Below are 24,586 nucleotides of genomic sequence, written 5' to 3'. Positions count from 1 at the left end.
CATCTGTCACATCGAAGCGCGCCACATCCGAGTTCTACCAGCCATGGCCAGGCCACCACTGGGCCTCACCTAGATCCGAACCCCAAACAGCTCCTAGTCGACCGCCCAGGACATCACGGACGCGGCCAACGCCATCGCCGCCGACGGGCACCCCGTCGACCTCGATGACCTGGCCACCATCTCGCTCTACATCACCCACGTCATCCGCCGGTTCGGCAACTGGATCCTCAACCTGACCCCACCGGCCGCCAACCCCACCACCCGACTCCACCTCGAGTCCCAAGTCCCCTTCGGCCCCATAACCGGCGGCTCGCTCGTCACTGCGGGTGTTCTTCGGCACCGAGGGGCTGGGGATGACCCAGCAGGCCTACGCCGAGCGGCTCAAGACGTGGGCCGACTGGGAGGAACTGTCAGCGGCGGCTCACGACTGCTTGGCCTCCTGACTGTTCGGCCCCGACGCCCCTCGGCGTCCGGGCTGCGGTCAGCCACAGGCCGGTGACTACGGCGCAGGCCAGTGTCACGGCACCCGCCGCAAGGAAGGCGCTGTTGAGGCCGGATTCGAAGGAGGCGCCGCCGGACCCCCGCGTGTGGACGATCGCCCCGAGCACCGCCACGCCGAGCACCGCGCCGATCTGCCGGGTGGTGCTGCTGACGCCCGAGGCGAGGCCGCCCTCCTGCGGGCTGACCGCCTGGATGGCGGCCCCGGTCAGCGGCGACATGGTGAGAGCGAACCCGACGCCGACGACCGCCAGCCGCCACCACACGTTCCCGTAACCGGTATCGGCATGGACGAAGCCCAGCGCCAGCAGCCCCAGCCCGGCCAGCGCCAGGCCGATGCTGACGACGACGCGGAAGCCGTACCTGGCTGCAAGCCGGCCCGCGTACGGGCTGACGATCACCATGGCCAGCGAGACGGGCAGGGTCCGCAGCCCGGCGACCAGGATCGAAGTGCCCTGGACGTAGACGAAGAACTGCGAGAAGAAGAACGACGACCCCATCAGCGCGAACCCGACCACGACCATCGCCGTGTTGGACACCGTGAACAGCCGCTGACGGAACAGCCGGAGCGGCAGCATCGGCGTCGACACACGACCCTCGACCACGACGAACGCGGCCAGGAGCACCAGTCCGGCGGCGAAGCTGCCCAGGATCACCGGCGAGGTCCAGCCTCGGGAACCGCCCTCGATCAGGCCGTAGGTCACAGCGCCCACGCCCGCGACGGACAGGACCGTGCCGGGGACGTCGATCGGCGGCGCGCTCGGGTTGCGGGACTCCCCCAGCACGCGCAGCCCTGCCAGCAGCAGGACCGCCCCGATGGGCACATTGACCAGGAAGATGGCGGGCCAGCCGAAGGACTCCACCAGGATCCCGCCCGCCAGCGGTCCGGCGGCCAGGCCGATGCCGCTGAACCCGGCCCACAACCCGATCGCTCTGACGCGCTCCCTCGGGGCGGGATACGCGGCGGCGAGCAGCGCCAGTGAGGCGGGGCTCAGCGCCGCGGCGCCGACGCCCTGCAGCACCCGCCCGGCGATCAGCCAGCCGATCGAGGGCGCGAGCGAACACACCACCGACGCGGCCGTGAACACCACCACCCCGGCCAGGAACACCCGCCTGCGGCCGAACCGGTCGGCGAAGACGCCGCCCGACAGCAGCAGCATGGCCACCAGCAGCACGTATGCGTCGACGATCCACTGCAGGCCGGTCAGCCCGGTGTGGAGCCGCTGCTGCATGTCGGGCAGGGCGGCGCCGACGATCGTGTTGTCGAGCAGCACCATGAACTGACCTGCGCAGGTCAGGGTGAGCAACGCTTTCACGCACATCCCTCCTAAAAGCAGTCATTGACTGCGTTAATGGAGACTCTAACGCAAGTCTCGACTGCGTTAAGGTGGGGGTATGGATGAGCAGGGGCGGGCCAGGCGGCCCGGGGGGCGCAGCGCCCGGGTCCGCGCGGCCGTGCACCAGGCCGTTACCGACCTGGTCAGCGAGCGCGGCTACGGAAACTTCACCGTCGGCGACATCGCCGCCCGCGCGGGCGTGGCCGACACCAGCCTCTACCGCCGGTGGGGCAACCTCCAGGCCCTGCTCAGCGATGTGCTGCTGACCCGGCTCAACGCGCAGGCGCCGATGCCTGACACCGGCAGCCTGGCCGGCGACCTGCGGACCTACGCCGCCATCGTGGCCCGTGAGGTCACCGGACCCGACGGCCTGGCGGTGGTGCGGCTGACCATCGCGCTGTCAGGCGAGGGTCAGCAGGGCCTTCGGGCGCGCGACGAGCTCCTGGCCGACCGCTCCAGGCAGTTGCAGGCCATGCTCGACCGCGCCCGCGACCGCGGCGAGGACCCGCCCGACGCACTGGAGGTGCTGGACCATCTCCTGGCGCCGATCTACATGCGCGTCCTGTTCGGCGCGGGCCCGCTCACCCCTGAATACCTCGACGGGTTGGTCGACCGGTTGCTCGCCTGATCCAGGCCGTCGCGCTGTGGAACAGCCGCTACCTGTCGACCGTCGTCGACGAGCTACGCGCCCAGGGCGTCCCGGGCAGGGGCCAGGACGTCGCCCGGCTCAGCCCCCTCGCCACCTCAACTGCCTGGGCCGCCACGCCATCGCCTCCTTCGGCCCCGCCCAAGGCCTGCGCGCGCTCGGGCAGATCCCCGACCTTCCCGACCCCGAGGGCGCTGAGGCGGGGAACTGGACCTGACCGCAAGGTTCGAGTCCCGCGACGTGAATGCCAGTGTCGCTGGCCGGTTGTTGAGGAGGCCGGTGAGGGCGGCCTTCGCGATGGCCTCCGCCTCTCGGGTGTGAGGGGGGCGTGGCCAATGACGAGGCGGAAGATGATGGAGCCGAACAGGACGTCCTGGGCGACTTCACGTCGACGTCGGTGCGTAGTTCACCTCGTTGCTCTCCGCGTCGCCACATCTGGCGGATCAGCTCGCGGCGGCCCTCCAGAAAGCGCCGCCGCAGGAGTTCGGCGGCCTCTGGATCGGTGACGGGCCGCCAGCAGCTGGGCGTAGGCGCGGGTCGGCCCAGCGCAGCGACGGCGAACACGTCCCTGATCGTCAGGGCCCGATTCAAGTGCTCCAGCACGCACACGACGTACGCGTCACGATCCACCGCACTCCGCGGCAGGTCCGGGTTGGCATATACCGTCCGCTTCCACGACGCGGTCACCTGCGCGGCGTCGATCTCCTTGGGCAGCAGCGGCTTCTTCCTCACCTGCCGCGGAAGGCGGTAGCTCGTATGGGCCCTCCTGCTGAATCCCGCGGCCCTCGACCTCGGCACACGCCCCGACGAACGCCGCGAAGCCCGCTGTTGGCACCAACCACCATCATTCGCGGCCTTTCGCTACGATGATCGCGGACAATGACGAGTGGCAGGTTCGTGTCGCGAAACGCGCGAGGAGTACGGATGCAGCCGGATCCATCGCAGTCCAGGTTTCCTCAGTATGGTCAGCCGCCGATGGCGGGCGGACCCGCGCCGTGGGGTGGCGGGCCGAGCCCGTGGGGTGGCGGGCCGAGCCCGTTGGCGGCGCCGCCCAGGCCGAGGGCAAATGCCGCGGCGGCGGTGATCGCCGGCATCCTGGCGCTGCTCACCGCCGGCATCCTTGTCTGGTTCGCGCTTAACGAAGTCGTCTACGCCATGGGGTCGACCGGTCGCTGGTCCAGCCTGGTGTTGGTGAACATGCTCGCCGGCGTCATCAGCGCCGGGGCGCTGTTGGTCGCGGCGGGGTTCACGTTCGCCCGCAGGATTGTCGGCGCGTGGACACTGTGCGCGCTTTGCGTGCTCTACGCGGTGGCGAACCTCGTGGTGGCGCCGCTGGTGTGGGGCACGCCCTTTGGGGCTCAGCTGAAATTCCTCTTCGGCTTCGACAAGATCAACGGCATCGCCGCAGGGCTGGCGACCATCTTCTGCGTTCCGACGGCGACCATGGCGGCGATCGCCGGCAGCATGAAGTCGTACGGACCAAGCAACGCCACGCCACCCCGTCCGTGATCACCTCGCTGTTCGGCCGGCGGATTCGCGCATGGTCAAGGCGGGGCCGCTACGCGATCGCTTCCTCGGCCCCGGACAAGGGCCTACGGCCGCTGGGCGCGACACCGCCGCATGACGGTACCGCCATGGGTGTTGCGCGTGAGGACGGGCCTGAACCGCCTGCCGGGTGATCACGATGAGCTGGGAAGGAACGGCTCGCGCCGCTGTCCTTGTGCGTGCGGTCAGGCGGGGCAGCGATGTGGTGCGGCTGCCGGCGATGACCGCCTGCTGATCATCGTCGTCCGCCGAACTCCCAATCGTGAACTTCGATACTGGCATACCGGTCCTGGGCCAGGACCGTGCGGGCCGTGTCCCGATCCGTCGCCCGGATCAGGGCTGCCGTGCCCAGCCAGGTGACGCCGTCGTCGGACAACAGCGGCCCGTGGGCGATCAAGTCGTCCCGCCGGTCGGACGGTGGAACGAGGTCGGCGGCCTGGCCCGTGCCGAGGCCCAGAACCAGATAGCGGTTGCCGCCTTCGCGCCCACCGGGAAAGTCCCACATGGTGCGCCCCAGCACGTTGCGCCACCGGCGCAGCATCACGTCCCGGTACACGCCGGCCTGAAAGTTGGGCTCGTCGAAGGCGAACGCCCGCGCGGCGGCCAGGTCCGGCAGGTCGACGATATGCACGCTGCCGGTGGCCGTGTCGCCGTCGAGGGTCGGGCCGCGGGCGATCAGCTGCGCCGAGTAGCGGTCCATGTAGGACCAGTGCTCTTCCACCAGCTTCTCGCGCAGTGCCGCGGAGCCGGGCCGGTCACGGTGGTAACAGAAGAATTGCATGTCGAGCCTATCTATCACGGGTTGCGGTAGGGGCGGGTGTGTCGGGGTCGTCGGCGGGGCCGGTGCGCAGCGGGGTTTCGCGGATCGGCCAGGCGATGGTGAGGGCGGCGACGGACAGTGCGGCGGCGCCGGTGAGGATGACGTGCAGGCCTCCGCTGACGGCCAGCCGGACCGCGTCGGCCACCTGGGCGGGCAGGTCCGGCAGCAGGGCGGGGGTGAGGTCGCCCTGCGTGGTCAGTCGGTCGGCGGCGGCCGGTCCCAGGTGGGCGGCCAGGTCGCCGCGTACCTGGACGGCATACAGGGTGCCCAGCAGGGCGATGCCGAGCGAGCCGCCGATGGTGCGCAGCAGCGTGAGGGTGCCGCTGGCCGCGCCCATGTCGCGCGGGTCGGCGCTGTTCATGGTGATCAGGGTGGTGCTCTGCAGGACCAGGCCCAGGCCTGCTCCGATGGGGAGGGTCAGGGCCGAGGCGAGCGCAACCGGGGTGTCTCCGTCAAGTGGGAACAGTGCCAGCGCGCCGCCTGCCATGAGGGTTGCGCCGAGGATCGGGTAGCTGCGGTAGCGGCCGTTCGCGCTGATGAGGCGGCCGGTGAGCAACTGGGCGCCGAGCATGCCGAACATCAGTGGGAGCAGCAGCATGCCGCTGGCCGCCGGGGAGGAGCCCTGCACGAGCTGCAGGTACTGCGGCAGGTAGTTGGTGACGGTGAGCATCACCGCGCCGACCAGGAAGCTCAGGACCTGGGCGAGGGTGAAGTTCCGGTCGGCGAACAGCCGGGGCGGGATGATCGGCTCGGCGGTGCGGTGTTCGACGGCCACGAACGCGGCCAGGGCGAACGCGCCGATCGCGCCGAGCGCCCAGGGCCAGGGGGTGCCGCCCGCCAGCAGGGTCAGGGCCACGATGGCGACGGTCAGCAGCACGGCTCCGATGTAATCGATGCGCGGCCGGCCCCGTTTCTCGGGTGGCAGGTGGATCCGGGTGGCGATGAGCAGCAGCGAGAGGAGGCCGATGGGCAGGTTGACGTAGAAGGTCCAGCGCCAGCTGAGTTGGTCGGTGAGCAGCCCGCCCAGCAGCGGCCCGCCGACGTAGGCGACGGGCATGATGGCGCCGATCATCGACTGCAGCCGGCCGCTGTCGCGGGGTGGGACCAGCACGCCGATGATGGCCAGCGCGCCGACCATGAGTCCGCCCGCGCCGAGCCCCTGCACGGCGCGGAAGGCGATGAGCTGCGGCATGGTCTGGGCCAGGCCGCACAGCGCGGATCCGGCCAGGAACAGCGCGATGGAGCAGACGAAGGTGGCCTTGCGGCCGAGCAGGTCGCCGAGCTTGCCCCAGATCGGGGTGGTCGCCGCGGCGGCGAGCATGTACGCGGTCACCACCCCCGGCAGCTGGTCCAGGCCACCGAGGTCGCCGGCGATGGTGGGCAGCGCGGTGCCCACGATCAAGCCATCGAGCATGGCCAGGAACATGCCGGTCAGCAGCCCGAAGACGCCCAGGCGTGTCATGGCGCCTCAGACGGTGTAGGGGCGGGCGGTCCTGGCCTCGCGCAGCGCGTGCGCCCACCAGGCGAGCCGGTCCAGCATGACCTTGGCGGCCGCGTCGGCAGCCGGATCGAGGGCCTTGCCGTCGCCGTCGAACTGCGCCCACGGGTGCTGCAGGCCGACGCTGTCACGCAGGGTGACGGCGTGCAGCTCAGCCAAGACTAGCCTGAGCTGCTCGACCGCGCGCAGCCCGGCGGAGAAGGCGCCGTAGGAGACGAACGCGACGGGCTTGGCCTGCCATTCGACGCCGTGCCAGTCAATGGCGTTCTTCAGCGCGGCCGGGAAGCTGTGGTTGTACTCGGGTGTCACGATCACGAAGGCGTCGGCCGCCGCCAGGCGCGGCGAGACGGCCGCCAGCAGATCCCTGTCCTCTTGAGAGGCCGGTGGCTGGCCGAGCACCGGCAGGACGGTCGGCAGCGGGGTCTCGGCCAAGTCGATCAGGTCGGCGCTCATGTCGTCGCGCTGATGGAGGTGGTCGAGCAGCCAGTCCGCCACGGCGGGGCCGAAGCGTCCCTCCCGGATGCTGCCGAGAATGACGGCGATCTTGAGCACTTGTCTTCCTTTGCGTACACTGTATTGAGAGAAATACAACGTACACATGTATGTGTACGTTGTCTACTGTCGGTACGTTGTATCGGCAGGCGAGGAGAAGGGACAACGGCATGGCCACCGACAAGAGCGCACCGCTGTGGGAGCGGCTGGAACGGCCCGCACCGGCCCCCCGCCAGACGTTGTCTCCCCAGCGCATCGCCATGGCCGCCGTTGCGGTCGCCGACGCCGAGGGCCTGGAGGCCATCACCATGCGCCGCCTGGCCACAGAACTGGGCGTCGCTCCCATGGCGCCCTACCGCTACGTGTCAGGCAAGGACGACCTGCTGGAACTCATGGTCGACCACGTCTACGCAGGCATGCGCCTGCCCGGCGGTCTCGGCTGGCGGGAGAGCCTGCACGCCCTGGCCGTGGGCACCCGCGAGCTGATGCTGGAGCACCGGTGGCTGGCTCGGCTCCCGCCGCAAGCCAAGCTCGCCCTGACGCCCCGCCGAATGGCCGTGGCCGAGCAGTCCCTGATGGCGCTCGACGGCCTTGGCCTGGACCCCGACATGATGATGGGCGTCTTCCGTGGCGTGGACGCCTACGTGCAGGGCGCCATGAGTTACGACAGCGCCGTCGATGAGTTCATGAGCGAGCAGAGCTTGTCCAGCGGCGACGAACTGCGCACCGAGCTCGCCCCCCTCATGGCCTGGCACATGCGCACCGGCCATTACCCCACCTACGAGCACTACCTGCGCACCGCCACCCGCAAGGACGACAGGCAATGGCAGTTCGACCTCGGCCTCAACTGCCTCCTCGATGGCATCGCCGCCCGCCTGAACATTTGAGGATGCCCGCATCGAGGCTCGAGCAGACAGCGAACAACCCGTGGCGTGAGTGAGACCGGACAGACGAGTCGTGGCCATACGACGATCCACGATGCAGGCGGAGCTCTTCGCCGGGGCACGGCGCCCATCCGCGCCCGGCCGTATTCCGGTGCACCCGTCGTCCACGCCCACACGAGCCCATCCGCACACTCGGGTGACGTCCATCCCCACGTTCGGACAGCGGTTCCCGTCGCCCGAGCGGCCACGATTCCCCGTCCAGCGGTCCTCTCATCCCTGGGCACGGCCATGGGTCCCTCCGCCCAGGCGAGGCCATAGCCTCTCGCGCCCGCCCAGGCGGGGTCGTGGTTCTCCTCGGCCCAGACGAGACCTCGTTGGGTCCAGGGGTCCTCACCGTTCGGGGAGGGCTTTCCCTGGTCCAGCGGTTCTTCCGGGTCGCGGTTGGGGGCGGCGGCGGACGGGGAGAGGTTTGGGGGCTGGGCGGGAGGGGAACCGGGGGTGCGGCGTCATATCCTGGAGTGGCCCTTGTCCGCCGACCCAAACGGTGATCTTCATGTTCGAGGTCTTCTCGGCCCTCGCGCCGCCCGCGCTCGTGGCCACCGCCTTCCTGCTCGGCGTACGCGCCCTGCTCAAGCACGAGAAGGCCGCCAAGGCCGAGGAGCGCCGCCAGGCCCTCGCCGAGCGGCAGGCCGCCGCGGGACAGTAGGGCTCAGGCGACCTCTTCCTTCACCTCCAGCCCCGCCAGGAGGTTGAAGGCGCCCGTCATCAGGTTGAGCGTGACCAGGCCGACGATCTCCGCGATCACCCGGTCGCTCCACCCGAGGGCCCGCAGCTCCGCGACGTCCGCGTCGCTGATCGAGGCGGGCTCGGCCAGCACCCGTACGGCCACCGCGATCAGCGCCGCCTCTCTGGCGTCGGCCGAGGTGCCCTGCCTGGCCAGCGCGATGTCGGCCTCGCTCAGGCCCGCCGTACGCGCGGCCTGGGTGTGCGCCGCCATGCACAGACCACATCCGATCCACTCCTGCAGCGCCAGCGACACCTTCTCGCTGAGCGCGCGCGGCATCTTGACCCGCTTCATGGCGCGCGAGAAGTCGAGGTAGCCCTGGAGCAGCGCGGGTGAGTGGGCCATCGTCGAGACCATCTCCCCCGCGCTCCCATGACGCTCGACGATGCCGCCGAGCAGCTCTCTCGACTTCCCGGGGGCCTGCTCGGGCTCCAGCCGGTCCAGACGTCTCATGTCTCCTCCTCGGATCAGTCGGCGTAAACCATACCCCCCTATGGTTTGTTCCCCCACTCTTGCCCTTCCTCGCGGGATGCACGACGATCTTGCTGTGAACCAGACGCTCAGGATGCCGCGCCCCGTCGACATCGGCCGCCTGCTTGTGACGATCCAGGCGGCGTTCGCCGCCGTCGGCGCGGTGTTCATGGGTGCGGTGATCGCGGGTGAAGGCGGCGCGCCACCGGTGGCGTGGGCGCTGGTCGCTCTGATGCTGGCGGCGGGGGTCTCCGGCTGGCTGCTGGCCGACAGAGTGGCCACCCGACGGCGACGCGTCCTCGTCCTGGTCGTCGCATGGGAGGCCGCGCTGTTCGCCGCGGGGGTGGTCACCGCACTCGATGAGTCCGACTTCGACCTTTTCAGCCTGATCAGCCCGAACCTCGTCGGGCCCGTCGTGGTGGCCGGCCTTCTGCTGGTTCCCTCGTCGGCGAGGGCCTGGTTCGACCGCTGACCCTGCGGCCCGTCCTCAGCCGGCCGCGATCACCTCGATCTCGACCAGCCAATCGCTGACCAGCGTCTGGGCCACGAGCGCGGTCGTGGGCACCGGACGTCCGCCGAGCGCGGCCACCCTCGCCTTGGCGTTGGCCTCGGCGTAGGAGGGGTCGCGGAGGTAGCTGGTGAGCCGCACGATGTTGTCGACGGTCATGCCGGCCGAGGCGAGGATGGCCCTGATGTTCGACCAGATCAGCTCCAGCTGGTCGTCGAGCGTCGCTCCTGGGACGCCCTGCGCGTCGAGTCCCATGGTTCCGGCGACGAACAGCAACCGCTGTGCGCCCCTGACCTCGAGGGCGTGGACGTAGTCGTCGGTGGCGGGGTAGACGCCCTCACTCGGATTGCGCGTCAAGATCTCCATATCGCCGCAATCTATCCCGGCGGGGGAGGAACGCGCGGCCCACGCGGGTCCGTTGCCCAACGCAGGCTCGTCGATGTCAGAGGGGCGCCGGCCAAGGCGATGCCGGTCGGGCAGGGCTGCCGGTCGGACGGGGGTGCCGGACGGGTCCAGCGCGCCCGACGGGTCCAGCGTGCCGGACGGATGGGGGTGCCGGTCGGGCGGGGGTGTGCGGCTCGGGGTGGTGGGGCGTTTTGGGGTCAGTGATCAACCAGAGACGCCTACAAATCCTGACTTATCCCGCTAAGGTGCATGGGGTTGATCTCTCCCGCCTCAGGAGTCACCCCTCATGCCGCAAGCCGCACCACTGCGTGAAGGTGATCCCGCCGCGATAGGCGCCTACCTGATCGTCGGCAGGCTCGGGGAGGGCGGTCAGGGCGTCGTGTACCTCGGCCGGGCCCCCGACGGCAGACCCGTGGCCGTCAAGGTCCTGCGGGACGGCGTCGCCGCCGACGACCGCTTCGCCAAGGAGATCGCCGCGGCCCGCAGAGTCGAGCCCTTCTGCGTCGCCCAGGTGCTCGACGCGTCGCTGAGCGGCAGGCCGTACATCGTCACCGAGTACATCGAGGGCCCCACCCTGCAGCAGGCAGGACGCCACGGCGGGGCCGAGCTCCAGCGGCTGGCCGTGGCCACGGCGACCGCGCTGGCGGCGATCCACCAGGCGGGGGTCGTCCACAGGGACTTCAAGCCGGCGAACGTGCTGCTGGGCCCCGGCGGCCCGCGCGTCATCGACTTCGGCATCGCCCGCGCCACGGACGCGGGCGCCACGGTCACGAGCAGCATCGTCGGCACGCCCGCCTACATGGCTCCTGAGCAGCTGGCGGGCGCGCAGGTCGGTCCCGCGACGGACGTGTTCGCGTGGGCGTCGGTGATGGTCTGGGCCGGCACGGGCGCGCCGCCGTTCGGCGAGGACACGCTGCCCGCGATCATCAACCGCATCCTGCACAACGAGCCCCAGATGGGCGACCTGCCGCATCCGCTGCGCTCGATCGTCTACGACTGCCTGGCCAAGGATCCCGCCGGCAGGCCCACCATGCAGGACGTGCTGCTGCGTCTCCTCGGCGGCGACGGGCAGTCCACGACGCCCGTGCGCGGCGGCGGCAGAACCGTCCGCGTCAGGCGGCGCCGCGCCGTCGTCCCGGTGGCCGCGGGCGTCGCCGTGGTGATGTCCGCGGCGCTGGTGGCCGCGGTCGTCTGGCGCACCGCCTCGCCGGACGGCTCCGGCTCCCCCGCGCTCGCCGCCGTCACCACGCCCTCCGAGTCGCCGGCCGCGAGCACGGCCGTCACGTCCAAGCGGGGCACCCCTCGCCCGAAGCGGACGCCCAAGGCCTCGCCGTCCAGCAGGACCACCCGCTCGCCCAGGCCCACGCCCTCGGACACACCCGCCACGCGCACTCCCACGCCCAGCTCCTCCCCCACCACCACACGCCCCACGCAGAAGCCCGCCGCGCGCGTCGATCTCGACATCCAGCCCATCCAGCTGTCCGGCGGTCCTGGCCAGGTCGAGGCGGAGGGCTGCTACATGCCGCCCGTGCACTTCCAGACCACGGTGGCGTCGAGCAGGAAGGGGATATGGATCTCCTACCGGTGGCTCGTGGACGGCACGACGAAGCTCAGCGGGAGAAGCTGGGTCCCGGAGGACGACTACACCGCGTTCGTGACCTCTGACCAGTACATGCTGAAGGCAGGCCCGCACACCGTCACTCTGCGGGTGACCTCGCCTGTCACGGTCACCAGGAGCATCTCGATCGACGTCTGCTCCGTGGACTACTGATGACGCCCTCCTTCATCGGCCCCTACCGGGTCGTCAGACCGCTCGGCGAGGGCGGCCAGGGCGTGGTCTACCTCGCCACCGCGCCCGACGGACGGCCCGTGGCGGTCAAGACGCTCCGCGAGGGTTTCGCGGGCGACGACCGCTTCGCCAAGGAGATCGCCGCCGCGCGCAGGGTGGAACCCTTCTGCATCGCCCAGGTGCTCGACGCGTCGCTGAGCGGCAGGCCGTACATCGTCACCGAGTACGTCGAGGGCCCCTCCCTGCAGGAGGCAGGGCGCCACCTCGGCGCCGACCTGCAGCGGCTGGCGATCAGCACCGCCACCGCGCTCGCCGCCATCCACCGGGCGGGCGTGGTGCACAGGGACTTCAAGCCCGCCAACGTCCTGCTCGGCAGGGACGGCCCCCGCGTCATCGACTTCGGCATCGCCCGCGCGACGGGCTCGGCCCTCACGGTCACGAGCAGCATCGTCGGCACGCCGTCCTACATGGCCCCCGAGCAGGTGGCGGGCGAGGAGGTGGGGCCCGCGGCGGACGTGTTCGCCTGGGCGGGGGTGATGGTGTTCGCCGCCACGGGCACGCCGCCCTTCGGCAGGGGGTCGCTGCCCGAGGTGATCAGAAGGGTCCAGTACGGCGAGCCGCTGCTGGATCAGGTGCCCGACGCGCTGCGCCCGATCGTGGCCTGCTGCCTCGACAAGGACCCCGCCCGCCGTCCGACCATGCAGGACGTGCTCTTCCAGCTCATCGGCGCCCAGCCGCCCGCGCGCGGCGCGCCGGCCGGGCGCCGCCGCAGGCCCGCGCTCGTGGCGGGGACGGCCGCGCTGGCCGTGACCTGCGTCGCCGGGGCGACGTGGGGAGCGGCGGCGCTCTGGGGCGGCTCCGGCACGCACGCGTCCGCCCCCACGACCGCCGCTTCCACCGGCTCCGCCGCCCTGCCCGCGGCGGGGAAGTCCCCCGTGGCCACGGGGAAGCGCACGACGCCTCGGCCCGGCAAGAGCAGAACCAGCGCGAAGCCCCGCTCCACTCCCACGGAGTCGCGCACCCCCGAGCCCACCGGGCGTCCTACCTCGCGACCCACGTCGTCCCCCTCGTCGTCCCCCACGTCGCGGCCCACCTCGCGCCCCACGCGCAGCCGTTCCACCGAGCCGTCCCAGGACACCGGGGGCGTGAGCTCGGTGAGTCTGCGCCCCGAGGGCATCAGGATGAGCGGCTGCTGGCGCTACGACCTGAACATCTACGCCGATGTGAAGGCCTCGGGCAGGTTCGGCTACCGGTGGCTGGTCAACGGGGAGAACAGAGGCAGGCACGAGGCCGCCCCGGGGGACAAGGTGGTGCTCCCCTCCATCACCTGGAAGGAGGCGGGCTCGTATCGCGTCGTCTTCGAGGTGTTCACCCCCTCGAGCGTACGGCGGAGCGTCACGGTCGAGATCTGCGACTTCGACGAGGGCTGGTAGGCGGCGCGCACATATCGGGGCAATAGGCCGAACCGGTGGCCGCGCCCCGCACCAGGCGCGATCCTGCACCCCATGGACGACGACACGCCACAGAGCGTGACGCGCGAGCAGACCACCCCCGACAAGCAGGCTCCGGCACCGGCGCCCCGCGAGCCCAGGCAGGAGACGGCGCGCTGTCGGGCCCTCGTGGCCTACGAGGAGCTGCGCCGCCGGGGGCCTTCCTGAAGTGTTTCGCTTGACTCCGCGTAGTCATGCGATTACTAATCGGAGGGTCGATCTCCCAGCGAAAGGACCCACCCCATCATGCGCACCGCTCTCGGGACTCTCACGGCCGCAGGTCTCGTCCTCGCATCGAGCCTGCTCGCCCTCCCTGGCCAGGCCGTCGCCTCCACTGCGGCGATTCCCGCGGGCAACGCCCCGTCCTGCGTCACCGTCTGGGAGCACACCGGCCGCATCACCAAGACCGGTTACGCCAGGAACGACTGTCCCCACACGCTGAACCTCAAGATCGTATGGGCGCGAGGCACCGACGGGCCCTGCCGCACCGTACGGCCAGGGCAGAGCATCAGCACGCAGGTGCCCCGCGGCGTCCGCTCGTTCGACGGCGCGAACCTCTGCTGACCTGACGCCGCCGCTCCGCTCTCCTGACGAAGATCCTCCTGTCGAAGGGCCTCCTGCCGGAACGTCTCCCGCAGGAGGCCCTTCTGGCCTCCGACTGAAGGGTCATCTGCCGGAGGGTCATCTGCCGGAGGGTCTTCTGCTGGACGGCGGGGCCTGGGCGTCGCCTGTCAGCGCGTCAGCCACCACAGCGCCACCACGACGGCGGCGACGACCAGGGCGACGCCGAACCCGAGAAGTGCCCTGCCGACGCGGCGGAAAAGGTAGCCGGGCCGGTGACGGTCGACGGTCAAGGTGGGTGTTCCTCCCTGGTGGCCCGCCACTCGGGTCGGCGCGATGAGCCCCAAAGTAGAGGCGTTACCGCGGCGCCGCAAGCGCTCTGATCACGACCTTGGGCATTCGCCTCGGCAACAGCGGTACGGCGAGATGGAATGGGTCATGGGCCCTCTCCCCGCTCCCCCAAGCCGCCCGCCCGTCCGCCCGAGCTGCGATCGCCACGCGCGATGTGGTGGTGGGTGCTCCCCGCCGCGCTGCTGATCGGCGCGGTCGCCTGGGCCACTCCGGGAGGGCGGCGGAGGTACGTATCCGAGGTGATCCGCGAACTTTGTGGCGACGCGGCACATCCAAGATCCCGTGACACTAGTTGCTGGAGATCCGCTGCGCATCGGGGACTACTGGCTCGCCGGGCGGCTGGGCGCGGGCGGCCAGGGCGTGGTCTACGAGGCGTACGACCAGGCCGGACGCCGCGTGGCGATCAAGATGCTGCACGGCGTCGACGTGGGCCTGCTCCAGCGCGAGGCCACCGCGGCGCAGCGGGTCTCCTCCTTCTGCACGGCGGCCGTGATCGAGGCCGACCTCACCGGGCCCAGGCCGTACCTGGTCAGCGAGTACGTAGAAGGGCCCAGCCTGGGCGGCGCGGTACGAGGGGGCAGGGTCTTCACCCCGGGAGACCTGCACAGGCTCGCGACCGGCATCGCCACCGCGCTGACAGCCATCCACGACGCGGGCGTGATCCACAGGGACATGAAGCCCGACAACGTGCTGCTCGGCCCCGACGGTCCGAGGGTGATCGACTTCGGGCTGGCGCGCACACTGGAGATGTCGCTGACCGCGACAGGACTGATCTCAGGGACGCCCACCTACATGGCGCCGGAGGTGTTCGCGGGCGAGCGGGCGGGGGCGCCCGCCGACGTGTTCGCGTGGGGCGGGATCATGCTCTTCGCCGCGACGGGCAGGGATCCGTTCAAGGCCGAGACGCTCGGTGCCGTCATGCACCAGGTCATGTCGGTCGAGCCGGACCTCACCTGCCTGCCCGAGTCGCTCCGCCCGCTGGTCCACGCCGCGCTGCGCAAGGACCCGCTGCTGCGGCCCACGGCCCGCGCCCTGCTGCTCGCCCTGATCAGCGGCGACGGCCAGCTCGACACCGCCAGGCTGCTCGCCGAAGGCGGCAGGGCCTCCCATCTCACGACGGACGCCCACGACCCCGGCCTCGGCCCGCTCGCGGAGGAGGCCTACGGCATGCTCGGCCCGGCCGACCGCGAGCTGGCCGCGCAGGTGTTCCTGCGGCTGGTGACGGTGGACGAGGACGGCGAGCTGTCCATCAGGCGGGCGCGTCTGAGCGAGTTCGCCGAGGCGCAGGGCGTGCTGCGGGTGTTCGGCTACCTCCTGGAGATCAGCGGCGACGAGGTACGGCTGGCCAGGCCCGCGCTGCCGCACGCCTGGCCCAGGTTCCGCCGCTGGATCGAGACGAACAGGGACGGTCTGGCCGCCCACCGGGACATCCTGGCGGCGGCTCGGCGGTGGGACGAGCGCGGACGGCGGGACGGCGACCTGTTCGCGGGGCACTCGCTGGAGAACGCGCTGCAGTGGGCGGCCACCGGCCGCAGGGACATCACGCTGGCCGGGTTCGAGCGCGACTTCCTCGACGCGGGGGCCGCGCTGGGCCGCCGCAGGGCGCGCAGGACCAGGCTGCTGTCGATGAGCCTGGCCGTCCTGCTGGTGGTCTCGCTGGCCGCCACAGGGGTGGCGGTCTGGCAGGGCAAGGTGGCCGACGAGCGGTTCAGGGCCGCGGAGGCGGCCAGGATCGCGGCGGCCGCGGGGACGATCCGCGCCACCGATCCCGGACTCGGCGGGCTGCTGAGCGTCGCGGCCTGGCGGCTCCACCCGACCGCACAGACCCGCAAGGCCATGAACGACTCCCTCGCCAAACGCGAGATCGGCGTGTTCCAGGATCCGGTGGCCGAACCCGGCACGATCCGCACGCTCAGCGCCGACAGCAGGACCCTGGTCAGCGTCAGCGACAACGAGGCGCGCCTGTGGGACGTGGTCGGCCGCCGCCAGGTCGGGAGGCTGAAGCTGGACGTCAAGGGCACGCCGATCGACATGGCGCTGAGCCCGTCCGGCGCGGTGCTCGTGCTCCTGACCAGCAGGGGCGTGCACGCCTGGGAGGTGAAGACGGGCAAGGTCAGACGCGTTTGGCGATTCGGCAGCCCCATCGGTGGCGAGCAGGCCGACCAGGCCGCTATCAGCTTCGGCACGGTCGATCGCTATGTGCTGCTGGAACGGGAGGCCTTCACCCTCTGGGACCTCGAGACAGGACGCACCGCGCGGCTCCCCGGCTACTGGAACGGCGCGATGACCCCGGACGGTTCGGCGGTCTACATGCAGTACCGCAACACCAAGAGAATCGGCAGATTCGCGTTGCCCAGCCTGAAACTCACCGGCACCAGGCCGGCACAGGGCTCGTGTGACTCCTGCCCCGACCCGCTGGCCGTCACCAAGGACGGATGGTTGCTCGAAGCGCTGCCGGGACGGCGGCTCGGCAGGGCCGACCTGAAGGACTCGACAGGGTTCGCGGTCGCCGAGTGGATCGGCATCGGCCCGGACCCGTGGAATCAGGGGAGCCTGGTCTTCAGCCACGACGAGAAGCTGCTCGCTTCGGCGACAGACGACCAGATCCAGCTCTGGGGTGACGGCATGCTCCTCACCACGCTCACCGTCAGCTCCCCGCCCGGCCCCTACCGATGGGCGGCCACGGTGATGTCGCCGCAACCGCGGTTCGACCCGGATGGGAAGACGCTGCGCTACCTCACCGAGGACCGCGTCTTCTCCGTCGACTTCTCGGCGCTCACCGAACCGGCCGACCTCGAGTCCGACACGGCTGCCATCAGCCCGGACGGCACGCTCAGCGTGGACCAGCTCAGCACCGACTCGAGCACGGGCGCCGCCTACGTGCGGAGTACGAAGAAACGAGAGCTGCTGCTAAGTGGCCGAGCCAGAGGACAATTCTCCCTCACCGGCGCCGCCTTCAGCCCGGACGGCAAGCTGATCGCGTTGACCACTTTCGAGATCTACGACAAGTCGCCCGACGACGTCGAGAACATCAGCCGCCTGCGGATCCACGGCACCGCGACCAGGAAGGAGATCAAGCGTCTCACTCTGAGCGACAGCGGTGAGGCGTTCATTCGCGGCGTCAGCCCCGAGGGCACCAAGGTCGCGGTGGAGCTCCGGCTATCGGACGACTCGACGAAATCCACGCTCCAGCTCTGGGATTGGAAGGCCGGACGCGCGCTGTGGTCGGCCCAGCTGAACAGCCTGACCGACGTCGCCTTCACCGCCGACGGAGCTCGGCTCGCCGTGCTGGGGCGGGAGCCGGGCCTGCTGGACACCGCGACGGGCAAGCGCGTCGGCCCGGCGCTGCGCGCCACCGGCCTGGCCACCAGCCTCGCCTACGGCGCGTTCACCCGGGCCGGACTGCTCGTCACCGCGGACAGCCGGGGCCGCCTGACCGTCTGGAACCAGGACGGCTCACCCAGGACGGTCATCAGAGGCACGCCCGGCACGCCCACGGCGCCGCTCGTCGTCTCGCCGACGGAGGACCTGGCCGCCCTGGTGGGCGGCGACGGCCGGGTCCTGCTCTACGACCTGACGCTGGGACAGTCCGTCGGCGCGGTTCTGGACGACGATCGGGGGGCCGTCCAGCGGGTGGCCTTCACTCCGGACGGCGCCCGCCTGATCACCTTCGACCAGCTCGGCGCGCGGCACGAGTACCCCGTGGCGCCGTCGGCCGTGGCCGACGCCCTGTGCGGCCGGTCCGGCCGGACGCTCACCGAGCAGGAGTGGGCGACCCACCTGCCGGACGTTCCGTCGGTGGAGGTGTGCGGGTGACGGGCGTGACGCGACCATGAAGTCCGGCCTGTTCGGCCTGCGCGCCGAAGCGGATGCCGGGTTGCCCGGACGGCCGGATCTTGGACGTTCGGCGACCCGTCGCCCTGGAACCGGACCGACGACATCTGGACCAGGCGTCATTGACACCGAGTCTTCGGCGAGCAAGCGTGTTCCGTATGCGGAACAACTCACGCTTCGCCCAGGTGCGGTCGTTCGACATCGACCGGGTCGCCGCGGCCGCCGGATCCGACCCCGACGTCCTGCGGATGGAGAACCTCGACACCGACGTGCCGCCGCCGCCCGCCGCCGTGGAGGCGACCGTCCAGGCGCTGACCACCGGGCAGGGCAACAGCTGGCTGCCGTTCAGCGGACTGCCTGTGCTGCGCGAGGCGATCGCCGCCGACCTGCGCCTGCGGACCGGCCTCGACTTCGACCCTGTCCGGCAGATCGTCGTCACCTCCGGCGGCACCTCGGCGGTCATGCCGGTGCTGCTCGCCACCACCGAGCCGGGCGAGCGCGTGGTGCTCACCGACCCCACGTACGCCGGTCTCTTCCAGCGCGTACGGCTGGCGGGCGCGCAGCCGTCCCTCGTGCCCCTCCGGGTCCGCGACGGATTGTGGCGGCTCGACAGGGACGCGCTGCTACGGGTGTCCGACGCGGCGGCGCTGCTCCTGATGAGCCCGTCGATGCCGTCGGGCGTCGTCCTCGACCAGGAGGACTGGGCGGCGGTCGCCCAGGTCTGCGAGCGGACCGGCGCGTACCTGATCTACGACGCGGCCATGGAGCGCATAGTCTTCGACGGGCACCCTCGCATCAACCCATGCCGGGTCGACGGGCTGGCCGAGCGGACCATCGTGATCGGGTCGATGTCCAAGGAGTACCGGATGATCGGCTGGCGGATCGGCTGGGTGGCCGGGCCGCCGGACATCATGGCCCGCGTCATCGTGGCGGTCACCTACAACACGACGGTCTCCAGCGGGTTCGCGCAGCTCGGCGCCGCCGCGGCGCTCGCCGGTCCGAGTGGCGTCGAGGAGGCGGTGGCCGAGTACCAGCTCCGCCACCACACCGTCATCAGGGAGCTGGACGGGCTGCCGGTGGTGCGGGCGGCGGGCGGCTGGTCGTGCCTGGTGGACGCGGAGGCTCTGGGGCTGGGCGCGCCGGAGCTGTCGGCGCGGCTGCTGGCGCGTGGGCGTATCGCCGCCACCCCGATGACCGCCTGGGGCGAGGCCGTGGCGGGCCGGTACGTCCGGCTGGTCTACAGCAACGAGCCGGTCAAGCGGCTGACCGAACTCCGCGACCGCTTCACCGCCGCCCTCGCCTGACGGTCGCCCTCGAGGGTCACCCGTCGCCTGGCCTCCATCCATCGGCGCGGCCGAGGCCCCGCAGACGATCAATCTGGTGGACGCATTCTCACCTGAAGAAGACTCCGCCTCAGCACTCCCCGGCGGCCTGGCACAGCCGGGGGGCCATCGCCCGGGCGTCGGCCAGCGGCTTCGTGAAGTCGTGCTTGCCGATCTTGCCGTACGCCGTGAACTCGCTGTACACGAGCACGGCGCTGCCCTTCCTGACCACCACGGCCCGCTCGGCGCCGCCGAGGCTGTGCTTCGAGACGTTCTGGGCGCTGAAGGTGAAGGCCTCGTCACCCAGCTTCCCGGCCGGCGCCGTCTTGACGGCCAGCCGCTTCGTGGCGCACGACGCGGCCCCCGTCCTCAACCCCCTCATGACCTGCTGCGCCGCCGCGGGGCTGGGCATGATGACCACCTGCTCGGCATAGCGGTAGTCGCTGTCGCCGCTGGCGTTGACCGTACGGGAGTCCTCGGCCTTCTGCACACTCGGCCGCTTCGCCGGGCAGTCGGTCAGCAGGGCGAGGGGCTGGGCCTTGTCGGAGACCTCCCAGCTCATGTACTTGTCCTGGGCCTTCTTGTGCTCGTACTTCAGAAAACCCTTGGGGACCTCGCGCGGAGCGGCCGCGAAGGCGGGGGCGGTGGCGCCGAAGACGAGTACGGCACCGGCGACACCGGAGAGGACCAGCTTGATCATGGGGGGATTACCGCTTTCTTGATCAGTGAGTGTGCGACATCCCCTTTGATGCGATCAAGAAGCCAGAGGTTCGCGTCAGATGCGGCGGATTTTCGTCAGGAGGAGTCCTCTCGCCGGCCCTCCTCGGTTCCGAAGCCGTCGAGCGACTCGCGCTCCTCGAGGCTGCGCAGTTCCTGGAACACCGAGATGTGCAGGCCGGCGGGCGCGTCGAACCTCGCGTTCAGCGACTGCCACGGCGTGACCGTGGGGGGCGCGACCTCCTCGGCGCCGGCCGAGAGCAGCCGGTCGGTGGCGGCCCGCGCGTCGTCGACCTCGAACGCGACCCGGATCTTGGGGGCCACCTGGCGGCCCACCTCGACATCGTCGATCATCCTCTTCTGTGCGGGATTCGCGATCTCGAGCGTGGCCCGCCCGGCGTCGAGGATCGCCACGTGCGCGCCGTCTCCACCGGAGAAGGCGGCCTGCTCCGGCAGGCCCAGGGCGTCCCGGTAGAAGGCGAGGGCGGCCTCGTAGTCCTCCGCCTCGACCACCAGCCGGAGCTGGCGGACGGCCGGCGGCTTCCCGTTCTCGGCGTCCTGGGAAAGGGTCATGGGATCTTCTCCTCAGCGTGAGTGATCGGCAGGACGAGCTCCTGTCACAACGGGACCGGCCTGCCGGTTATGCCGTCCGATCGGCCGCGGCCTCAGGCCGGCAGCCACGCGTCATCCTGCACGCGGCCGAACTGCACGTCGGCGAAGTGGTTGCCGAAGCCGAGCGTGTCCGGAGCGGCCAGTTCGGCGATCAGGCGGCGGCGCGCCTCGGTGGACTCGGCGACATCGTGGTCAGGGGCGGCGTGCAGCTCGGGGTGCCCGATCTGTACCGGCGAGTGCAGCGCGTCGCCGAAGGCGATGAGCCGCTGCCCGCCTGAGCTGAGCACGTAGGTGGTGTGTCCGACGGTGTGCCCGGCGGCGATCCGCACGTGGACGCCGGGGAAGATCTCCTCGCCGTCGGTGACCGTCCGGACCTGGGGCGCCATGATGTCGAGGATCTCCTGGCCGGTGCCCTCCGCGATGGCGAGGTCGGGGCGTGCCCATTCGGCCTCGGCGATGCGGATCCGCGCGCCGGCGAAGGGAAGCCGGTCGGCAGTGGGCTGCCAGAGCCAGCCGAGGTGGTCGAGGTGCAGGTGGGTGACGGCCACCGCCTCGATCTCCTGCGGGGTACGGCCGAGCGCGGCGAGGTTGTCGAGGAGCGCCCCGCCCTGGATGGCGCCATGCGCGTTGCCGGGCTGGGCGGGGCTCGACAGGGGGCCGAACCCGGCGTCGATCAGCATCGCCCGCTCGCCGTACTCGACCAGCAGACCGCCGATGCTCGCGATCAGGTTGCCCGCGTCGTCGAGGTATTCGGGATGCTCGGCCCAGAACTCGTCGGTCGTGGTCGGCAGCCAGGAGCGGCCGGGCAGCTGCACGTGCCCGTCGGGCACGTAGCTGACCGTGAGCCGGCCGAGCTGGATCGTGCGGATACCGGCCGGACGGGTCAGGCGGTGGTCGATGGTGGTGCTGGTCATGGCTGTCCTCATCGCGGTGGTCGAGTTCTGCGGACAGAAACTTATAGTTAGAAAGGTTCAAGCTGCAAGTATTAAAGCTAGATGCATATTGGTAGGGTGAAGGCATGAGCGAGCTCAGTGAGCTGGAGCGGCGCGCGGTCGCCGAGCGCAACCTGTGCGGGCTGGTGAGCGGGCTGGCTCGGCAGATCGAGGAGCAGGTCAGGCAGCGGGCCACCGCGCTCGGCCTGACCGGACCTCAGGCCGTCGCGCTGCGCGAGCTGACCGGGCCGATGACCATGAGGGACCTCGCGGAGCGGATGAGCTGCGAGCCGTCCAACGCGACGTTCATCGTCGACAAGCTGGAGAAGCGGGGGCTGGTCGAGCGGCACGCCCACCCGCAGGACCGGCGGGCCAAGCATCTGGTGCTCACGGCGGAGGGGGTGGAGCTGCGGGGACGCCTGCTCGAGCTCCTGACCGCGCGCTCGCCCTTGGCGGGGCTGTCGCCGCAGGAGCAGGACAGCCTGCGCGACCTGCTCCTGCGCGCCGCCTCAGACCCCGCCTCGGCCGCCGACGAGCGCTGACGGGGCGCGTCGGCGCTCAGCGGGTGGTGTAGCCGCCGTTGACGAAGAAGGTCTGGCCGTCGGCCCGTCGGTGAGCAGAAACCGCACCCATGGCACGATGTCCTCGATCTTGGTGAGCTCGCCGTTCCGGCGATGGAGTCGTCCCCGGGTCCTCCAGCTTCGGCGAGCCCGTCCTCTGGACGGCCCTGTTCCGCCGCGACACCCGGCCGCGTACGACGTGCTCAGAAGATCAGGTTGAGGACGAGCGTCAGCAGCACCGACAGCAGGATCGACACGACGATCATCGTCAGGCAGCCCATCCCGCCGCCGAGCGGGCGTACCTCCCAGTTCCCGAAGCGCATAGGGGATGGCTACCCGTTCTGGCGAACCGATATCTCCAGACCGGACCCACCTCCCCCAGGTCGCCCGGTCGGCGTTCCCGCCCGCCCCCCGGCGGCGGGATCTGCCAGAACGTCGAGTCAGAGAAGCCTCCCCGCGCATGCCGGTTGCCGCCGCCGGTCGGCATGACGGTACCCGCGCAGGTCGAAGCTCTCCGTCGAAACGTGTCTCGGCGGCCCCGGAGACTTCGCGGAGAGTGGTCACGCCGTCGTGACGCTGCCGGAGCAGGCGCGCCTGGCCCAGGCCACGATCGCCACCGGCACGAGGTGGGCCAGCGGGATCAGCGCCGTCACCGGGTCGAACACGACGAGCTGGGTCACGACCGCCCGTCAGCAGGGCCGTCAGGCCGAGCGCCGCCGGACCCGCCAGTCGCGGGATCAGGATCCCGATCGCCCCGGCGAGCTCGACGCAGGCGATGACGTACATGAACCAGCGGCCGAACCCGATCTCGTCGAACGACCTCACGGCGTCGGCCTGCGCCGCGAACGTGGTGCCCGCGGCCATCAGGAACGCAAGTGCCACGAGGATCTGCAGCGCCCGGACCACGTGGTCGGTCCTTCGGCCGGTGACGGTGAGAGCGGCCATCTTCCTGCTCGGTGCCGTCACCCAGACGTCGGAGCCGTCCTCCTCGTCACGACATCACCGGCGGGTCATGGCTTCCACTCTTCGCGGAAGTCGTCGTGATCGTCGTAAGGCATGGCGAGCAGGCGAACGATCCCGAAGGCCGTCGCCGTGTCGGCGTTGCGCTCGTCCTGGGGAAGGTACTCGGCATCGGCGACGAAACTCTCCAGCTCGTCGAGGATGCGCCGCTTGGCCTCCACCTCGCGCAGCTCGCGGGCGGGGCCGCGGGGTGCGGGGCGCCCGGCTTGCGCGGCCCGCTCGTCCTCGTCGAGCCTCTCCCTCAGGAACGCGATCAGCTCATCCATCCATGCTCCCCCGCGCGTCGGTCTGTCGCCGCGCTCCCAGCCTGCGGGAACGCGCGCGCTCCAGAGCCACTTTCGCAGGCCTGGCCCGAGATGGAGTCCAGCATCGCCGACTCTCCGACAAGGCGGCCTCGTGCCCGGCCGCGCGGCGCCCCGCGTCGAGCGGTCCGATCAACGCGCGAAGCGGCCCTTATGTGGACGCGGAGGCATCCTTCGATGGCGGGAACAGGTGCGCATATCGCGAGACCGCACACACCACCGAGCGTCGTTCTGAGCCGCCGACTCGCCCGGGAAGATCAGGCCCCCCTGGGAGCCCGTGATCGACGCGCCCTGAACTAGTGAGACTCCGGCTACCGGTCCTCGGCAGGCCCTACCCGCACGCCCCTGGGACCGGCGCCCGCTCCCAGGCCGTCGCCGACGTCGGTGTGGAGGAACACGGCGGGTCCCCCGCGGGCGACCCGCATCCGTGGCGAGCGGTCCCGCTCGCCTCGTCACAGGATCACCCGATCCGGCGATCGTTCACGGTCACCGCAACTACTGGAGGCAGTCCTGACTGTTCGACACGAGGATGACGGCGAGAACCCCGTTCTTCGTGACGTTGAAAACGTAGGACGCCTTGGGGTTGCCCGGCACCTTGGCGGTGAACCCGAGCGGACCGTTCTTGACGTCGGGGTAGGCGGCCTTCAGTTGCGCGCTGCTGGAGTTCCTGCCGATGCCCTGAGGTGTCCGGACGCGGCCGGGCGCCACGATCACGGCTAGTCCGCGCTTCTTCGAGATGAAGACCCCGGCCCGGTCATTGCCGTAGCGCTGCTCTTTGAGGTCCCACGTCGTGCAGGAGGCAGGGGCGCCGATGGACTTGCGGACGATCTTTCCGGTCGCTCTCGCCTTGGCGGCGGTCATGCCGAGTTTGAGGGTGCCGTACCCCGTCGGGCCTAATGTCAGCTTCTGCTCCGCCAGGGAAGGAGGGGAGGCTGCCAGCACGAGCCCTCCGGCGAGCGCCGCCGCCAGTGCCGTACGGCCGATGCGCCTGGTCTGCTTTTTCATGATCGCAGACCATATACCCCTGACCCGAGCTTGTTGGCAGATTCCACCGCAGAGGTGGCCTACATCGGTTACGTCTGAGGCGGCCGTCTTGTCTCCCTGCCGAGCGACCCTCCGAACCCGGAGGCCGAGGCTGAGAGAGCACGACACGATGGCACACGTTGTCATGTGTGGAGCGTGGCGGGAGTGGCGCTGGCACGCGGAGA

At 70.7% G+C, this 24,586-nt stretch carries 26 protein-coding genes and 1 pseudogene; 12 read left to right on the top strand and 15 right to left on the bottom strand.

What is annotated here, in order from left to right:
• Window positions 1-410: 410 nt before the first annotated feature.
• Window positions 411-1,814 carry a DHA2 family efflux MFS transporter permease subunit gene (locus ABFX50_RS23000; protein ID WP_346149430.1) on the bottom strand — a complete coding sequence of 468 codons (1,404 nt, stop codon included), beginning with the start codon at window positions 1,812-1,814 and terminating at the stop codon, window positions 411-413.
• A gap of 79 nt (window positions 1,815-1,893) precedes the next feature.
• Here ABFX50_RS23000 and ABFX50_RS22995 point away from each other — a divergent pair, with 79 nt between their 5' ends.
• Window positions 1,894-2,463, top strand: a complete 570-nt coding sequence (locus tag ABFX50_RS22995; protein WP_346149429.1) for a TetR/AcrR family transcriptional regulator — start codon at window positions 1,894-1,896, stop codon at window positions 2,461-2,463.
• Window positions 2,464-2,562: 99 nt separating this feature from the next.
• Here the strand turns inward: ABFX50_RS22995 and ABFX50_RS51365 are convergent, their stop codons facing one another.
• A complete protein-coding gene (locus ABFX50_RS51365) occupies window positions 2,563-3,045 on the bottom strand; it encodes a TetR-like C-terminal domain-containing protein (RefSeq protein ID WP_428834700.1) in 483 nt (160 codons plus the stop codon).
• Between the two features lie 401 nt (window positions 3,046-3,446).
• Window positions 3,447-3,575, bottom strand: coding sequence for a hypothetical protein (locus ABFX50_RS22985; protein WP_346149428.1), 129 nt, complete (start codon window positions 3,573-3,575; stop codon window positions 3,447-3,449).
• On the opposite strand from ABFX50_RS22985, the gene ABFX50_RS22980 reads away from it, so the two are divergent.
• The gene (locus ABFX50_RS22980) at window positions 3,562-3,990 is read left to right on the top strand and encodes a hypothetical protein (RefSeq protein ID WP_346149427.1); all 429 of its coding nucleotides are present in this window, start codon (window positions 3,562-3,564) and stop codon (window positions 3,988-3,990) included. The genes ABFX50_RS22985 and ABFX50_RS22980 overlap by 14 nt on opposite strands.
• 271 nt (window positions 3,991-4,261) lie before the next feature.
• Here the strand turns inward: ABFX50_RS22980 and ABFX50_RS22975 are convergent, their stop codons facing one another.
• The 3 genes from ABFX50_RS22975 to ABFX50_RS22965 are packed head-to-tail and all read right to left on the bottom strand — an operon-like array spanning window position 4,262 to window position 6,944.
• Window positions 4,262-4,807, bottom strand: coding sequence for a YciI family protein (locus ABFX50_RS22975; RefSeq protein WP_346149426.1), 546 nt, complete (start codon window positions 4,805-4,807; stop codon window positions 4,262-4,264).
• Between the two features lie 7 nt (window positions 4,808-4,814).
• Window positions 4,815-6,308: an MDR family MFS transporter gene (locus ABFX50_RS22970; protein WP_346149425.1), complete on the bottom strand. Its 1,494-nt coding sequence runs from the start codon at window positions 6,306-6,308 to the stop codon at window positions 4,815-4,817.
• Window positions 6,309-6,314: 6 nt separating this feature from the next.
• Complete coding sequence (locus ABFX50_RS22965) at window positions 6,315-6,944, bottom strand: NADPH-dependent FMN reductase (protein WP_379505993.1); 630 nt, start codon at window positions 6,942-6,944, stop codon at window positions 6,315-6,317.
• A gap of 62 nt (window positions 6,945-7,006) precedes the next feature.
• On the opposite strand from ABFX50_RS22965, the gene ABFX50_RS22960 reads away from it, so the two are divergent.
• A complete protein-coding gene (locus ABFX50_RS22960; RefSeq protein WP_346149422.1) occupies window positions 7,007-7,723 on the top strand; it encodes a TetR/AcrR family transcriptional regulator C-terminal domain-containing protein in 717 nt (238 codons plus the stop codon).
• A gap of 550 nt (window positions 7,724-8,273) precedes the next feature.
• Window positions 8,274-8,426, top strand: coding sequence for a hypothetical protein (locus tag ABFX50_RS22955; protein ID WP_183659769.1), 153 nt, complete (start codon window positions 8,274-8,276; stop codon window positions 8,424-8,426).
• Between the two features lie 3 nt (window positions 8,427-8,429).
• Here the strand turns inward: ABFX50_RS22955 and ABFX50_RS22950 are convergent, their stop codons facing one another.
• A complete protein-coding gene (locus tag ABFX50_RS22950; RefSeq protein ID WP_346149419.1) occupies window positions 8,430-8,957 on the bottom strand; it encodes a carboxymuconolactone decarboxylase family protein in 528 nt (175 codons plus the stop codon).
• A 94-nt stretch (window positions 8,958-9,051) separates the two neighbouring features.
• Here ABFX50_RS22950 and ABFX50_RS22945 point away from each other — a divergent pair, with 94 nt between their 5' ends.
• Complete coding sequence (locus tag ABFX50_RS22945) at window positions 9,052-9,447, top strand: hypothetical protein (RefSeq protein WP_346149417.1); 396 nt, start codon at window positions 9,052-9,054, stop codon at window positions 9,445-9,447.
• Between the two features lie 15 nt (window positions 9,448-9,462).
• Here the strand turns inward: ABFX50_RS22945 and ABFX50_RS22940 are convergent, their stop codons facing one another.
• Entirely contained in the window at window positions 9,463-9,849 is a 387-nt protein-coding gene (locus tag ABFX50_RS22940; protein WP_346149415.1) for a RidA family protein, read from the bottom strand.
• A gap of 325 nt (window positions 9,850-10,174) precedes the next feature.
• Here ABFX50_RS22940 and ABFX50_RS22935 point away from each other — a divergent pair, with 325 nt between their 5' ends.
• From ABFX50_RS22935 to ABFX50_RS22920, 4 genes are all read left to right on the top strand, one after another.
• Window positions 10,175-11,659, top strand: coding sequence for a protein kinase domain-containing protein (locus ABFX50_RS22935; protein WP_346149413.1), 1,485 nt, complete (start codon window positions 10,175-10,177; stop codon window positions 11,657-11,659).
• The gene (locus ABFX50_RS22930; RefSeq protein ID WP_346149411.1) at window positions 11,659-13,110 is read left to right on the top strand and encodes a serine/threonine protein kinase; all 1,452 of its coding nucleotides are present in this window, start codon (window positions 11,659-11,661) and stop codon (window positions 13,108-13,110) included. Before ABFX50_RS22935 ends, ABFX50_RS22930 begins: the two co-directional genes overlap by 1 nt.
• Before the next feature lie 72 nt (window positions 13,111-13,182).
• Window positions 13,183-13,335: a hypothetical protein gene (locus ABFX50_RS22925; protein WP_346149409.1), complete on the top strand. Its 153-nt coding sequence runs from the start codon at window positions 13,183-13,185 to the stop codon at window positions 13,333-13,335.
• Window positions 13,336-13,413: 78 nt separating this feature from the next.
• Complete coding sequence (locus ABFX50_RS22920) at window positions 13,414-13,731, top strand: hypothetical protein (RefSeq protein ID WP_346149407.1); 318 nt, start codon at window positions 13,414-13,416, stop codon at window positions 13,729-13,731.
• A gap of 167 nt (window positions 13,732-13,898) precedes the next feature.
• Here ABFX50_RS22920 and ABFX50_RS22915 read toward each other — a convergent pair whose 3' ends face one another.
• A complete protein-coding gene (locus tag ABFX50_RS22915; RefSeq protein ID WP_346149405.1) occupies window positions 13,899-14,021 on the bottom strand; it encodes a hypothetical protein in 123 nt (40 codons plus the stop codon).
• Between the two features lie 340 nt (window positions 14,022-14,361).
• On the opposite strand from ABFX50_RS22915, the gene ABFX50_RS22910 reads away from it, so the two are divergent.
• Together ABFX50_RS22910 and ABFX50_RS22905 are read left to right on the top strand one after the other, a co-directional pair.
• Window positions 14,362-17,895, top strand: coding sequence for a protein kinase domain-containing protein (locus tag ABFX50_RS22910; RefSeq protein ID WP_346149403.1), 3,534 nt, complete (start codon window positions 14,362-14,364; stop codon window positions 17,893-17,895).
• Window positions 17,896-18,071: 176 nt separating this feature from the next.
• A complete protein-coding gene (locus ABFX50_RS22905; protein ID WP_346149401.1) occupies window positions 18,072-19,217 on the top strand; it encodes a pyridoxal phosphate-dependent aminotransferase in 1,146 nt (381 codons plus the stop codon).
• Between the two features lie 109 nt (window positions 19,218-19,326).
• Here ABFX50_RS22905 and ABFX50_RS22900 read toward each other — a convergent pair whose 3' ends face one another.
• The 3 genes from ABFX50_RS22900 to ABFX50_RS22890 all read right to left on the bottom strand — a co-directional run bounded on the left by ABFX50_RS22900 (window position 19,327) and on the right by ABFX50_RS22890 (window position 21,478).
• Window positions 19,327-19,935: a hypothetical protein gene (locus tag ABFX50_RS22900; protein WP_346149399.1), complete on the bottom strand. Its 609-nt coding sequence runs from the start codon at window positions 19,933-19,935 to the stop codon at window positions 19,327-19,329.
• Between the two features lie 95 nt (window positions 19,936-20,030).
• Window positions 20,031-20,525: a VOC family protein gene (locus ABFX50_RS22895; RefSeq protein ID WP_346149397.1), complete on the bottom strand. Its 495-nt coding sequence runs from the start codon at window positions 20,523-20,525 to the stop codon at window positions 20,031-20,033.
• Between the two features lie 92 nt (window positions 20,526-20,617).
• Window positions 20,618-21,478, bottom strand: coding sequence for an MBL fold metallo-hydrolase (locus ABFX50_RS22890; protein WP_346149395.1), 861 nt, complete (start codon window positions 21,476-21,478; stop codon window positions 20,618-20,620).
• Window positions 21,479-21,582: 104 nt separating this feature from the next.
• On the opposite strand from ABFX50_RS22890, the gene ABFX50_RS22885 reads away from it, so the two are divergent.
• Window positions 21,583-22,038 (top strand): MarR family winged helix-turn-helix transcriptional regulator, encoded by a 456-nt coding sequence (locus tag ABFX50_RS22885; RefSeq protein ID WP_183659757.1) that lies wholly within the window; start codon window positions 21,583-21,585, stop codon window positions 22,036-22,038.
• Window positions 22,039-22,752: 714 nt separating this feature from the next.
• On the opposite strand, the pseudogene ABFX50_RS51360 reads toward ABFX50_RS22885, so the two are convergent.
• From ABFX50_RS51360 to ABFX50_RS22875, 3 genes and pseudogenes are all read right to left on the bottom strand, one after another.
• Window positions 22,753-23,001: pseudogene (locus ABFX50_RS51360) on the bottom strand (DoxX family protein); the annotation flags it as partial.
• Window positions 23,002-23,066: 65 nt separating this feature from the next.
• Window positions 23,067-23,342: a DUF6221 family protein gene (locus ABFX50_RS22880; RefSeq protein ID WP_346149393.1), complete on the bottom strand. Its 276-nt coding sequence runs from the start codon at window positions 23,340-23,342 to the stop codon at window positions 23,067-23,069.
• A 531-nt stretch (window positions 23,343-23,873) separates the two neighbouring features.
• Entirely contained in the window at window positions 23,874-24,383 is a 510-nt protein-coding gene (locus ABFX50_RS22875; RefSeq protein WP_346149391.1) for a hypothetical protein, read from the bottom strand.
• Between the last annotated feature and the right edge of the window lie 203 nt (window positions 24,384-24,586).

Source organism: Nonomuraea recticatena (assembly GCF_039533245.1).
In the GTDB taxonomy this organism is placed as follows: domain Bacteria; phylum Actinomycetota; class Actinomycetes; order Streptosporangiales; family Streptosporangiaceae; genus Nonomuraea; species Nonomuraea roseola.
Note: the sequence above shows the minus strand (reverse complement) of the source record. Positions and strands in the feature narration are given on the sequence as shown.